Below are 14087 nucleotides of genomic sequence, written 5' to 3'. Positions count from 1 at the left end.
TCTGAGTTATTCTTTTTCTTTATCATTTTCTTTTTTTGCTGGATGCGCTCGAGCAAAGGATGAAGCAGTACCCCAATAGTTTTTATAGTTTTCATCCGTTCCACCGACACCAAACTTGAATGTTGATTTTTTTGGACCATTTTTTGCCCAAAGGGATTCAACTGTCTGACTTGGTGTTTCGATGGTTTTCTTATCAACAGTAACTTTACCAGGAAGTTGTCCTGTAAAGGATGCTACTTTTTTCTTGGAGACATCAGAAGATAATTCAAATTTATCCTTTGTCCCGAACATCGCTGGATTTGCTTGGTATACTTGATTAATGAGATTGGCTAAATAGCTAGAAGAACGTAATCGGGCTCTTGAGTCCATTCCAGTGTTGTCATCGTGACCTGCCCAACTACTGATCGTAACAGATGGCGTTGAAACAATCAGCCAAGAATCACGGTAGTCATTTGTTGAACCTGTTTTGCCGATCCAATCCGCTTGTCCCAGTTCATGATTTAAAGCAGTAATATCATCTTTAAAAGGTGTCGTGATTTTCGCAGTGATTACACTACGCATCATATCATTCATAATTGATGCTGTAGCTTCAGAATACACTCTTACAGGTTTTTCCTCATGTTTGTAGATGACTTTTCCTGAGTTATCAGTAATTGAATCAATCAAATAACCTTCTTGATAGACCCCGCCATTAGCTAAAGCTTGGAAGCCATTGGTTTGTTCCAAAGTCGTTACATCAACGGTTCCCAACGGCGCAGACTCAACGCCCCAATTATCGTTGGTTGGATAATTCATTTTTGCCAAGTAATTTTCATAAGCATATTGTTTAGAACCACCATTTTCTAAAACATCCTGATATAAATGATAGGCAGGGATATTGTTAGACCATTCCAAAGACTCTCGAATCGTTTGGAAGGTATTAGAACCTTCATTCGTTGCATTGACGATTTTTTCTCCTGCGTTACTTCCTTCTTGCCACGTAGTTGCGTAATCAGAAACGCGTGATTCTGATCCTACAAGCCCCATATCGATGGCTGGACCATACACGAGTACTGGTTTAATCGAAGACCCAGCTTGTCTTTGGGTGTCAAAAGCATGATTATTTTGGTTTTGTAGATAATTTCTACCACCAACAAAACCATAGATACGACCAGTTTTATTATCCATCAAGACATTTCCTGTCTCAACTTGTGTGGCTTTGCCATCGTCTAATAGATGTCCATAACTTTTTGCTGCTTCTTGCATTGCCGCATAAACATTTTTATCGATCGTTGAATGGATCGTATAACCTTTGTTTTGGATCGTTTGTTGTGCTTTTTGATAGTAGGCATCATAGACTGAACTATCAGATAAATCTGCATCATCTTTTTCAGCTAATTGTTTAGTGATGATCTCTGTGGCTTCACCCATAACGGTATAATATAGAAACTCACGATCACTTTGTTCAGCAATCTGTTGTGGTAAGAAATCTTTCGTGAGATCATAAGCTTTCGCTTCTTCATATTGTTGTTTTGTGATTTTATTTTCACGATACATGCTGAATAGAACCACATCTTTTCGATTCAATCCTGCTGAAAGGTCTTCTTTTAAACTCCCAGTATTTGTATAAGGACTATAAGTGATCGGACTTTGTGGCAAACCTGCGATAAAGGCAGCTTGTGGTAAGTTGACATCTTTGGCATTAACACCAAAGATTCCTTTCGCTGCTTCTTGTACACCAGCGATATTTTGTCCTTTATTGTTTCGACCAAATGGAGAAACATTTAGATACATAGAAATAATTTCATTTTTGGAAAAGTGTTTCTCGACTTGTGCTGCTAATAAAATTTCATTTGCTTTTCGCTTGAATGTTGTTTCATCAGTTAAGATTTGTTGTTTGACTAACTGTTGAGTCAACGTGGAACCACCGGAAGAACCGATACCAGTTGCTTCAGAAAATAAAGCACGCAAAACAGCTTTTGGTACATAGCCGTTATGTCGCTCAAAATACTCATCTTCAGTACTAATGATTGCAGTTTTCAATAAAGGCGAAATTTGATCTGAAGGAACGGCTGTCCGCATTAAATCAGTTTGGATCTTTGATATTTCAGAATTGTCAGCATAAACAAGTTTAGATGTTTCTGTAATGTTGCCAAGCTCTGATTGCAGGGTTGCTTTGGATGGTATTTCGGTATCTTCAACAAGATAGGCAAAATAACCAGCTCCGATACCAACACCAAGGGCTGCCAGTAGCAGAAGAAGGACGACGATAAAAGTAGTCAATGATTGGAAGACACCAAAAGCGATGTTTAATCCCAACCATTTTTGCTTTTTCCTTCGATGTTGCTTTTTCCGAGTATCTTTACGTGGCAAAAGGGTTCACCTCAACTAATAGTTTTATTTCGCTAATTATAGCAAATAATGGAACAAAAAAACAGATATGGTGATTTTTATAAGGATTATTTCAACTTTCTTTTTCTGAATGATAGTGTGAACGAGAAACTTAAAGCATTAGACCGTTTTCGAGTCGTAAACTTTTCTTTCCCTATATGTTCAGTTAAAATAGAAAAAGATTAGCTTATTTAGAGTGATTATCAATGAATGGAATATGGCTTGATAAGGATTTCGATCATTGATTCACTTTTCATGGAGAGGAAGAATTTTATGTTATTAGGGTCACACGTAAGCATGAGTGGGAAAAAAATGCTATTAGGGGCAGCAGAAGAAGCTGCAAGTTACGGTGCTTCAACCTTTATGATTTATACTGGAGCACCGCAAAATACTAGACGTAAAGCAATTGAAGACATGAATATCGAAGCGGGGAAAGCGTATATGAAGGAACATGGATTATCTGATATAGTGGTTCATGCACCTTATATTATTAATTTGGGAAATACGATTAAACCGGAGATGTTTCCTTTTGCGGTTCAATTTTTAAGAGAAGAGATCGTCCGAGCGGAGGCTTTAGGAGCAACACAGATCACTTTGCATCCAGGTGCCCATGTCGGTGCAGGTGCCGCAGCTGGTATCGCCAAAATCATTGAAGGATTGAATGAAGTTTTGACGAAAGAACAGACTGCACAAATTGCTTTAGAGACAATGGCTGGTAAAGGGACGGAAGTCGGTCGGACATTTGAAGAATTAGCGCAGATCATTGATGGCGTGACTTTGAATGAAAAACTGTCTGTGACATTTGATACTTGTCATACGAACGATGCAGGCTATGACGTGTGTCATGATTTTTCAGGTGTCATGACAGAATTTGATAAAGTAATCGGCTTGGATCGATTGAAAGTGTTACACATCAATGACTCGAAGAATCCTCAAGGGTCACATAAGGATCGTCATGCTAATATTGGTTTCGGGACGATCGGTTTTGATGCACTGAAAGAAATCGTACATGAACCGATGTTTTCAGATATTGCCAAGATTTTAGAAACCCCTTATGTAGGGAAAGAGAAAAAAACGGCCTATGCACCATATGGAAAAGAAATTGCTATGTTAAAAGAAAAACACTTTGATCCAGAAGCTTTCCCAGAATTATTAGCAGCAGTGAATGAATAAACAAATGAAACCTTAAAGTTTTGATTGTAGGATTTGTGCAAAACCTACTGATATTAGTAGAAAAAAACGTGATTTATCTCTTCACGAAGACATTTCAACAAATGGACATCAAAGCTGTTGAATGTAGTTATACGAATTAAAATAAGCCGAAGAATTTCCCTGAGTAACTATTTCGGGATTCTTTGGCTTATTTTTTAAAGTTGGACACTTAAGGAACAACTTTTTTATCATCTAATCTTTTTATTAGTTATTTTCTTGGACGGTTAGTTGTTGCAAACGTTCTGCGTATCTTTTGTTCCCTTTATACAAGTCGACGATCGTCCAACACAATAAGGCTAAGACAGCAAAGATAATCAAGTAGGCCACATTGCCTGCCCACATCAATTCATTGGTAGTTGCTTGATCACCAAAGAAACTTTCGATTTGTCCAGGCAACCCTCGTAAATTCAAGAATGTCAGACTGATTACGGAGATCCAGCCTAAAGATTTAACGAATAGATTATTTTTAAATTGTTTCCCCATCTCTACTTCACTATTTGTCATCATCAATAATGGAATCATTGAAAAAGGAAGCGCAAATGCAAGGAATACTTGAGATTCGTTCATCAAATGATTCAAAGCAGTATGTTCTTCGATCGTTCCTTTCGTGCTGGTAAAGAGGACACAGAGTAAAACAGGGATGACAGACAAGAGACGTGTGACCAAACGACGTAACCAAATCGGCATACGCATGTGGATAAAGCCTTCCATGATCACTTGTCCTGTCAGTGTTCCAGTAATCGTAGAATTTTGTCCAGAAGCTAAAAGGGCAACAGCAAATAATGTAGATAAAATGCCAGATTTTGCTACAGTGGTCAATACATCATTGCTCATAACAGAAGGATTAGACAATGCTTCGTAAAGCCCAAAAAATGATGGGTCTTGCACAGAACCATTTTTAAATACTGCAACGCCCATGATCAAAAGTAAAGCATTGACTAAAAAAGCCATAGTTAATTGAATATTAGAATCCCAAGTTGTAAAACGAACAGCTCGAGCGATATCGGTTGGGTCTTTCCGATCGATTTCTCTCGTTTGTGAGACTGCAGAATGGAGATACAAATTATGAGGCATGACAGTTGCGCCAATGATTCCTAATGCACCTGTCAATGGTGTTTCACCACCAATCATCGGTGAATCAGCAAACGTTTTGCTATTAGGAACAAAGCCAGCAAATAAATGTTTCCAGTCGGGATTTGACAAAGCCACTTGGTAGACAAAAACGAATAAAATGACAAAGATCAAACAAACGACGATCGCTTCAATTTTACGAAAGCCAATCTTAGTTAACATCAATAAAACAAAAACATCAAAAACAGTAATAAATACAGCAATTACTAATGGAATATCAAAAAGTAAATAAAGTGCAATGGCGGCCCCAATTACTTCTGCAATATCGGTTGCCATGATTGCCAATTCAGTTAACACCCACAAAATCACACCAAGTGTTTTACTTGTACGGGCTCGGATGGCTTGGGCTAAATCCATTTGACTAACGATGCCTAGTTTTGCTGCCATATATTGCAAGAGCATAGCGACTAAGCTGGATAAAAGAATGACTGACATCAGTAAATATTGAAAGTTTTGACCTCCTGTAATAGAAGTCGACCAGTTTCCTGGGTCCATATAACCTACCGCAACGAGTGCGCCAGGACCTGAATAAGCTAATAATGTTTTAAAAAAACTTTTCCCTTTAGGAACTTTGACTGTTCCGTTCACTTCAGCTAAAGATAAGCCGTTGGTGTGTTCAATCAATTTTTGTTTATGGAATTGATTACTCAAAAAAATCACCTCTCATTTTCTTCACGACACCATTCTACACCTGCATCAAAAAAATTGAAAGCAATTTATTCGGTTTGCCTAAAAAAAATATATGGTTAAGCTTCTATTTGGCGAAGTTATAGGAAAGCAGTAAAATAAACTTTTTAGCCAAAACTAAAGAAAACGCCTTTCTTTTTTGGGAAAACTTTAGTAAAATAAGTCATTGAGAGCAATTCGGAAATAGAAAGGAGAGATTTATATGGTAACAACAGGAATAGTCGTACTTATCGCAGTTATTGCTTTATTAATCGGCGCAATCGGTGGATTCTTTTTTGCGCGTAAATATATGAAAGATTATTTAGAAAAAAATCCTCCCGTTAATGAGGACATGTTACGATCAATGATGATGTCAATGGGGCAAAAACCATCTGAAAAGAAAATTCGTCAGATGATGCAACAAATGAAAAACCAAGGGAAAAAATAGGTTTTTCATTGGACAAATCATAGCGGGCTGATTGATTTCAGCTCGCTTTTTTTGTTAGATGGATTTATGGAAGCGATTAAAAACAAGGTTGTGTAGTTAGTGAGAAAAATGAGTGACACTGACAAAATTTTTAAGAGAAAAAGAGGTTGATGGGAGTTAAAAAGGAGGAAAAATATGTCTATTTTTAGGAAGTTGGGTTGGTTTTTTAAACAAGAAAAGAAGCACTATGTGATCGGCGTTTTTTCTTTATTATGTGTTGCCTTGGTTCAGTTAGTTCCGCCTAAAGTAATCGGGATCATCATCGATGAGATTGCAGATAAGAATCTCTCCATGCGATTTATCGTCTTTTGGATCGCTGTATTAATCGGATCTGCCATTTTACAGTATCTCTTTCGTTTCATTTGGCGGGTGAATATTTGGGGAAGTGCAGCGAGGTTAGAGAAGGAATTACGTCAGCGTTTGTTTATCCATTTCACCCGTATGGATAGTATGTTTTATCAAAAATATCGTACAGGTGATTTAATGGCACATGCGACCAATGATTTAAATGCGATCCAAAATGTGGCAGGAGCAGGCATCTTGACATTTGCTGATTCGGTCATTACTGGTGGAACCACAATCATTGCCATGATCCTTTTCATTGACTGGCGCTTGACTTTACTTGCTCTGATCCCTTTGCCGCTATTAGCTGTTACTTCAAGGATATTAGGATCAAAACTACATGATGCTTTTCGAGAATCACAAGAAGCTTTTTCTAGTATCAACGACAAAACGCAAGAAAGTATTACTGGAATTAAAGTAATCAAAACTTTTGGGCAAGAGCAGGAAGATCTGGCAGATTTTCAAGAAAAAATCGAACAGGCAATCACCAAGAATAAACGTGTCAACTTTTTAGATGCTTTGTTTGATCCGTTTATCACGCTGATCATTGGGTTATCTTATGTTTTAACGATCATCTTGGGTGGTAAATATGTGCTAGATGGCACGATCACGATTGGACAAATGGTTTCCTTCATCAGTTACATTGGAATGTTGGTTTGGCCGATGTTTGCTATTGGTCGGTTGTTCAATGTTCTGGAAAGAGGAAATGCTTCTTATGACCGAGTGAATGAACTCTTGCATGAGAAGACCCATATCGTCGAACAACTTGGTGCAGTGAAGACACCCGCAAAAGGAGAATTAAATGTAGAGATCGCGCAATTCCATTATCCCAAAGAAGAATTACCCGCCTTGGAACAAATCAAGTTTGCAATTAAAGAAGGGGATACATTAGGAATTGTTGGTAAAACTGGTGCTGGAAAAACCACGATCATGAAGTTGCTGATGCGTGAATATGATGACTATCAAGGACAAATCAAATTTGGTGGTCGTTCGATCAAAGAATATTCCTTAGATGCTCTTTTACATTCTATTGGCTATGTACCACAAGATCATTTTTTGTTTTCAATGACGATTCGTGAGAATATCCGTTTTTCTGATCCTAAGTTATCTAACGAAGAAGTGGAAGCTGCTGCGTCGTTAGCATCAATCAACCAAGAGATCAAAGAATTACCGAAGGGGTATGAAACATTAGTTGGTGAGCGGGGTGTTTCCTTATCTGGTGGACAAAAACAGCGGATCTCGATTGCCAGAGCATTGATCCAAAATCCAGAGTTATTGATCCTTGACGATGCGTTGTCGGCAGTGGATGCTAAAACAGAAGAAAGAATTTTGCGGAATTTAAAAGAAATTCGTCAAAGTAAAACCACGATCATTGCCGCTCATCGACTAAGCAGTGTGATGCATGCTGATGAAATCATCGTCATTGACAAAGGACAGATCGTTGAACGTGGCCGTCACGCCGAGCTATTGGCTTTAGGTGGTTGGTACAAACAAATGTGGGAAAAACAACAGTTAGAAGCCAAAATTGAAAGGGGAGAAAATGATGGAAGATAACTATCAATCCGAATGGTCAAAATCCATTCCATTGCGAGAGCAAAAGCAAATCATTAAACGCTTGTTGCATTTTGCTAAACCCTTTAAAGCGACTTTCATCATTGCCATCCTGTTTGCTTTGGGATTGTCAGTAATCAATGTCCTATTACCTCGAATCATTCAAACCTTTATGGATGAATATTTAGCCAAACAATCTGCTACGACACAAGTGATTTTATTTTTTGCAGGCTTGTATTTATTTGGGGTCATCGTCAAAAGTATCATCTGGTTTTTCCAATGGTATTTGTATTCCAATGCTTCGCTTAAAACCTATCAATATATCCGTATAAAATTATTTGAAAAATTGCATACATTGGGAATGAGATATTTTGACCAGACACCAGCCGGCTCGACTGTCTCAAGAGTCACGAATGACACCGAAACGCTTTTTGAATTTTGGTATGTTTTTCTGATGGTATTGACAGGCATTTTCGCAGTAGTTTCCTCCTTTATTGCAATGTTTCAAATCAACGGACGCATTGCTTTATGGCTGTTGCTTTTTTTACCTGTTCTAGGAGTCGTGATCTGGTATTATCAAAAATTTAGTTCTCGGATTTATCGTAATATGCGCGAAAAGTTAAGTCAGTTGAATACTAAATTAAATGAATCCATTTCAGGGATGCGGATCATCCAGCAATTCCGGCAGGAAAAACGGTTAGCAAACGAATTTGAAGCGGTCAATACGGATTATCTCAATACACGATACGCTATGATCAAAACCAATTCGCTGTTATTGAGCCCGATTATCAGCTTTTTATATGCATTAGCCATTGCTTGGGCACTGACACTTTTTGGTTTAGATGCCTTAAAATCACCAGTGGAAGTTGGGCTGATCTATGCTTTCACCACATATGTCCAAGGGTTCTTCAATCCGATGTCTCAAATGATGGATTTCTTAAGTATATTCACTGACGGGATCGTCGCTGGTAGCAGAATCTTAAAAATCATGGACACAGAAGAATACGCACCACAGCAACATGAAGGAGCAAACAAAACCATCACTGAAGGGAAAATCGAATTTCGTAATGTCAGCTTTTCCTATGATGGGAAAAATAAGGTGTTGAACAACATTTCTTTTGTTGCCAATCCTGGTGAAACTGTCGCATTAGTCGGTCATACTGGCAGTGGGAAAAGTTCGATCATTAATGTCTTGATGCGTTTTTATGAATTTTATGAAGGGCAGATTTTAATTGACGGGTGTGATATTCGGGAATATCCGATTGCTGAACTTCGTAAAAAAATGGGGTTAGTTCTCCAAGATGCTTTTCTATTCTATGGGGATATTGCAGGAAATATACGTATGATGGATCCAGCGATCACAGATGAACAGATACGTGCAGCGGCAGAATTTGTCCAAGCAGATCGCTTTATTAATGAATTACCAAATGGGTATCATTCAAAAGTGATTGAGCGAGGCGCAAGTTATTCTAGTGGACAACGACAATTGATCACATTCGCACGAACCATTGTTACTGATCCTAAAATCTTGGTTTTAGATGAAGCAACTGCCAATATTGATACCGAGACAGAAGGGTTGATCCAAGAAGGATTAGCAAAGATGCGTCAAGGAAGAACCACTATTGCGATTGCGCACCGCTTGTCAACGATCAAAGATGCGGAACTCATTCTTGTCTTGGATAAAGGAAAAATCGTTGAACAAGGAACCCACCAGGAGTTGCTAGTAAAAGAAGGACTGTATGCTGATATGTATAAACTTCAAAGTGAATAGTTGTTCCAAATAGAAGTAATCAGACAGAGAAAAAGAGGAAATCATCTTCTTTTTCTCTGTTTTTTTAATAAAGAAAATTTTATTGAGTATCAGAAGTAGAGTACCTTGAACAATAGCGTTTGAAATAAACAAAACAGATATAAAATAACTATTTAGTGATCATTTCTTAGCGGAGACATTTTATCGTCTGTCAGAACTTAATGAAAAACAAAAAGTAGTTTTGGTAGACTTAATGGCCGACAAGATTGATGATCCAAAAGTATCCGTAGAAGAGCTCAAAAAAGTAGTGGCTGCCAAAATGGAACAACTCTCATCAATTGAATCAAAACAAAGAAACAAAGAGAGTGAGGGGGGGAGCAAGTTTTAGTCAGGCAAGAGAACGTGGACTAATAGGCGCTACTGAGCCTAGTCCAACTGCTAACAACTACGAAAAACAACATGAAATTTAAGCAAACAAAACCTAAAAAATATCCATGTCGTCGTGGATAACTTTTTTGGGTTTTTTCTTTTCCGACTAACTTATACAAGCTAGATGGTGAAAAGAGGAAACAAGTAAGCGAGCAAAAAGTGTAGGATAAGATAATTTATTCCTTAATTGCAGGAGGCTCTTCCATAATAGAGGAGCTGATTGGGCGATCGTCTACTTTTTGTCCGATATTGATTAAATGGTTGAGGTTTTTTTGATATTCCTCTGCAAAGATACAGCTATATAGCACGTCCAGTAAGTAACAAATCGAGGTATTGATCGTAAAATTACTGATTTTGGAATACAATCGTTCTCTGGTAGTGATACGAAGGATAGCTGAGCTGAAAGTAGAAAGAGTGGAATCACCAATACTCGTCAATGTTAAAATCGGCACATTGATTTCTTGCAAAATCTTGGCTGTTCGTAACATCATTTTATTTTCGCCGGTATAAGAAATTAAGATTGCGCAAGTATCAGGCGTACAGTTGTAGGCTTCATAGTAGGATTCGCCTGAAGTCGTCACGATTGTTACGTCTCGTTTGATTCGCTTCATTTTCAACATAAAAGCCTGCGAGATCAAAGTATTCGAATTACTAGAAAAAAGGACAATTTTTTTTGCTTTCAATAAAAGCTGTTTTGCTCGTTGTAAGTCATCGTGGTGAAGCAATGAGAGTGTGTCTTCAATCGTCATTCGTTCCAGTGCAGCGACTTTGTTCGCAATAGACATGATTCCATCGTTTTCTAGAAAGGGAAGGTTGGCATCAACTTCTTGAAAATTTCCTTCCAAATACTCGTTTTCCGCCAAAAAAGCTTCCTTAAAGTGGACCCAACCGTTGAACCCAGCCTTTTTGGCAATCCGAATCAACGTAGAAGGATGGACATAACATGCCTTCGCAATTTGTTGAATTGTTGCTTCTTTGAGTTGATGTTCATGGCTTTGAATAAAATGGATCACTTCTGTTTCTGCGGGAGAAAAAGCAATTTTTTTTAGTTTTTCTTTTAATAGCATGACGATCCTCTTTTACATGTTTTTAATTTTTTGTGTAAAAATATTGTAAGCGCTATTTGTTGGTTCGTCAATCGTTCGTTGTTCTTATACAAGATTTTTACAAAATAATCGGCTATATAATGAATTTTTGTAAATGGAAATGCAAAAGAATAAAGTTAACTTGTTGTTTTCGTTTACAAAAAACATAATATAGTTGTAAAAACAAAAAAGGAGGAAGCTCATGGAACGAAAAGTGAAGATTGCAACAATTGGTGGCGGAAGTAGCTATACCCCTGAATTGATGGAAGGGTTTATTAAACGATATGAAGAATTACCGATTAAAGAAATCTGGTTAGTGGATGTAGCAGATGGTCAAGAAAAACTAAGAATCGTCAGTGAAATGTCTCAACGAATGTGGGATGCTTCGCCTTATGATGTTAAGATCTATGCGACGTTGGATCGAGAAGAAGCACTGCGGGATGCTGATTTTGTGACAACTCAGTTTCGAGTAGGTCAATTAGATGCCAGAGTAAAAGATGAACGAATCCCTGCATATTATGGCATGCTTGGACAAGAAACCAATGGAGCTGGCGGGATGTTCAAAGCGTTTCGTACCATTCCGGTCATTCTTTCAATCGTAGAAGATATGAAAAGACTATGTCCAGATGCTTGGCTGATCAATTTTGCCAATCCTAGTGGAATGGTTACAGAAGCTGTCGTTCGCTACGGAAAATGGGAAAAGGTAATTGGGCTTTGTAATGTACCAGTTATGGCAATGATGACAGAGCCAGAAATGCTGGGAGAAACAAAAGAAAACTTGATTTATAAATTTGCTGGACTCAATCACTTTCATTGGCATAAAGTAGCAGATTCACATGGAAACGATCGAACGAATGAGCTAATCGACCGACTTTATGCTGAAAATAATGGCTTACCAAAAAATATATTCGATGTGCCGTTTTTCAAGGAACAATTACAACAAATGCAAATGATTCCTTGTGGCTACCATCGCTATTATTATCGTGAAGAAGAAATGTTGAACCATGCTTTAGAAGAATATCAAACAATTGGTACAAGAGCAGAACAAGTTAAAAAAACGGAAGCAGAATTATTTGAGTTGTATCAGGACCCAGAACTGGACCATAAACCAGAACAGTTACAACAACGTGGGGGTGCTTATTATTCAGATGCTGCCTGTGAAACGATCGCTTCGATCTATGCCAATAAAGAAACCCAAATCGTTGTTTCAACAAAAAATGACGGCGCTGTTCCTGATCTGCCTGCTGATTGTGTCGTGGAGGTCACAGCGTATGTCGGGGCACAAGGGGCACGTAACGTTGCTTTCGGTTCTTTGCCACCAGCTGAACGTGGCTGGCTTCAAGTCATGAAAAATATGGAATTATTGACGATCGAAGCGGCAGTGACGGGTAATTATGGCACAGCGCTTCAAGCATTTACGATCAATCCCTTAGTACGGTCGGGTGAAACAGCGAAACGGATCATGGATGAATTGTTTGTTGCTCACGAAGCGTATTTGCCACAATTTAAGGAAACGATCCACCGCTTAAAAGAAGAGGGGATCGAAGTACAAGATGAAATAGCAAACAACCTGACAAAAACTTATCAAAAACAATAATGGAGGAAGTAGGATGGCATTTAGGAAAGACTTTTTATGGGGTGGCGCAACGGCTGCCAATCAATGTGAAGGAGGCTACGCTGAAGGTGGACGTGGTTTAGCTAATGTTGATGTTGTTCCGATCGGTAAAGATCGTTTTTCAGTGATCACTGGGAAACAAAAAATGTTTGACTTTGATGAGGAACATTTTTATCCAGCAAAAACGGCCATTGATATGTACCATCGTTACAAAGAGGATATTGCACTTTTTGCGGAAATGGGATTTAAAACCTATCGCTTATCCATTGGGTGGAGTCGTATTTTTCCAAAAGGTGATGAAAAGGAACCAAATGAAGAAGGGTTGAAGTTCTATGAAGATGTCTTTAAAGAATGTCAAAAATATGGAATCGAACCGTTAGTGACGATTACTCATTTTGATTGTCCGATGCATTTGGTCAAAGAATATGGTGCTTGGCGTTCTCGAAAGTTGATAGAGTTTTATGAAAGACTTTGCCATGTCATTTTTAATCGTTACAAAGGACTAGTGAAATACTGGTTGACCTTCAACGAAATCAATATGATTTTACATGCTCCATTTATGGGCGCTGGATTGTATTTTGAAGAAGGGGACGATGTGGAACAAATCAAATACCAGGCAGCCCATCATGAACTAGTTGCTAGTGCAATCGCTACAAAGATCGCTCATGAAGTGGATCCAGAAAATAAAGTTGGCTGTATGTTAGCAGCTGGCGCAAATTATCCTTACACTTGTAAACCTGAAGATGTCTGGGCGTCAAGAAAGGCGGACCGGGAAAACTATTTCTTTATTGATGTCCAGTCAAGGGGAAGTTATCCAGCCTATGCCTTAAAAGAAATGGCACGTAATGGAATCAAAATCGAGATGGAACCAACTGACTTAGAAATATTAAAAGAACATACCGTTGATTTTATTTCATTCTCCTATTACTCTTCCCGGGTAGCTACTACTGATCCAAAAGTATTAGAGCAAACGGCCGGTAATATTTTTGAATCGGCTAAAAATCCTTATCTTTCAGCCAGTGAATGGGGCTGGCAAATTGATCCATTGGGGTTACGTATCACGATGAATGATCTTTATGATCGTTACCAAAAGCCATTGTTCATCGTCGAAAATGGGTTAGGTGCCATTGATACACCAGATGAAAATGGCTATGTAGAAGACGACTATCGGATCGATTATTTAGCACAACATATCCAAGCAATGAAAGATACGGTTGAACTCGATGGTGTGGATCTCCTAGGCTACACGACTTGGGGCTGTATCGATCTTGTCTCTGCTGGGACTGGCGAAATGAAGAAACGCTATGGGTTCATCTACGTTGACCGTGACAACGAAGGAAATGGGACATTGGAACGCTCGAAAAAGAAATCGTTCAACTGGTATAAAAAAGTCATTGCAACAAATGGAGAAGATTTAAGTAACGAATAGTGAATGAAATAAAAGTCTAT

9 protein-coding genes are annotated in these 14087 nt (G+C 38.3%); 6 read left to right on the top strand and 3 right to left on the bottom strand.

Going from position 1 to position 14087, the window contains the following annotated elements; genetic code table 11:
- Positions 1-6 precede the first annotated feature (6 nt).
- Positions 7-2352, bottom strand: coding sequence for a transglycosylase domain-containing protein (locus tag AB5M32_RS04565; protein ID WP_178285830.1), 2346 nt, complete (start codon positions 2350-2352; stop codon positions 7-9).
- 291 nt (positions 2353-2643) lie between these two features.
- Here AB5M32_RS04565 and AB5M32_RS04560 point away from each other — a divergent pair, with 291 nt between their 5' ends.
- Entirely contained in the window at positions 2644-3543 is a 900-nt protein-coding gene (locus AB5M32_RS04560) for a deoxyribonuclease IV (protein ID WP_081128037.1), read from the top strand.
- Between the two features lie 243 nt (positions 3544-3786).
- On the opposite strand, the gene AB5M32_RS04555 is transcribed toward AB5M32_RS04560, so the two are convergent.
- The gene (locus AB5M32_RS04555; protein WP_368024347.1) at positions 3787-5364 is read right to left on the bottom strand and encodes an Nramp family divalent metal transporter; all 1578 of its coding nucleotides are present in this window, start codon (positions 5362-5364) and stop codon (positions 3787-3789) included.
- Between the two features lie 238 nt (positions 5365-5602).
- Between AB5M32_RS04555 and AB5M32_RS04550 the strand changes: the two genes are divergently transcribed.
- The 3 genes from AB5M32_RS04550 (at position 5603) to AB5M32_RS04540 (ending at position 9530) form a co-directional block, all read left to right on the top strand.
- Entirely contained in the window at positions 5603-5827 is a 225-nt protein-coding gene (locus tag AB5M32_RS04550) for a YneF family protein (protein WP_063627389.1), read from the top strand.
- A 174-nt stretch (positions 5828-6001) separates the two neighbouring features.
- Positions 6002-7762 (top strand): ABC transporter ATP-binding protein, encoded by a 1761-nt coding sequence (locus tag AB5M32_RS04545; protein WP_034700948.1) that lies wholly within the window; start codon positions 6002-6004, stop codon positions 7760-7762.
- The gene (locus tag AB5M32_RS04540; protein WP_010718540.1) at positions 7752-9530 is read left to right on the top strand and encodes an ABC transporter ATP-binding protein; all 1779 of its coding nucleotides are present in this window, start codon (positions 7752-7754) and stop codon (positions 9528-9530) included. Before AB5M32_RS04545 ends, AB5M32_RS04540 begins: the two co-directional genes overlap by 11 nt.
- A 584-nt stretch (positions 9531-10114) precedes the next feature.
- Here the strand turns inward: AB5M32_RS04540 and AB5M32_RS04535 are convergent.
- Positions 10115-11005: a MurR/RpiR family transcriptional regulator gene (locus AB5M32_RS04535; RefSeq protein ID WP_063627387.1), complete on the bottom strand. Its 891-nt coding sequence runs from the start codon at positions 11003-11005 to the stop codon at positions 10115-10117.
- 220 nt (positions 11006-11225) lie between these two features.
- On the opposite strand from AB5M32_RS04535, the gene AB5M32_RS04530 reads away from it, so the two are divergent.
- Both AB5M32_RS04530 and AB5M32_RS04525 read left to right on the top strand, forming a co-directional pair.
- On the top strand, positions 11226-12620 hold the full coding sequence (locus AB5M32_RS04530) for a 6-phospho-beta-glucosidase (protein WP_178285832.1): 1395 nt from the start codon (positions 11226-11228) through the stop codon (positions 12618-12620).
- Positions 12621-12633: 13 nt separating this feature from the next.
- The gene (locus tag AB5M32_RS04525) at positions 12634-14067 is read left to right on the top strand and encodes a 6-phospho-beta-glucosidase (protein ID WP_178285834.1); all 1434 of its coding nucleotides are present in this window, start codon (positions 12634-12636) and stop codon (positions 14065-14067) included.
- The last annotated feature ends 20 nt before the right edge of the window (positions 14068-14087 follow it).

The sequence above is a fragment of the Enterococcus sp. C57 genome (assembly GCF_040887305.1).
Lineage (GTDB): Bacteria > Bacillota > Bacilli > Lactobacillales > Enterococcaceae > Enterococcus_B > Enterococcus_B hirae.
The sequence above is the reverse complement of the archived record's forward strand: the minus strand, read 5'-3'. Positions and strand labels throughout refer to the sequence as shown.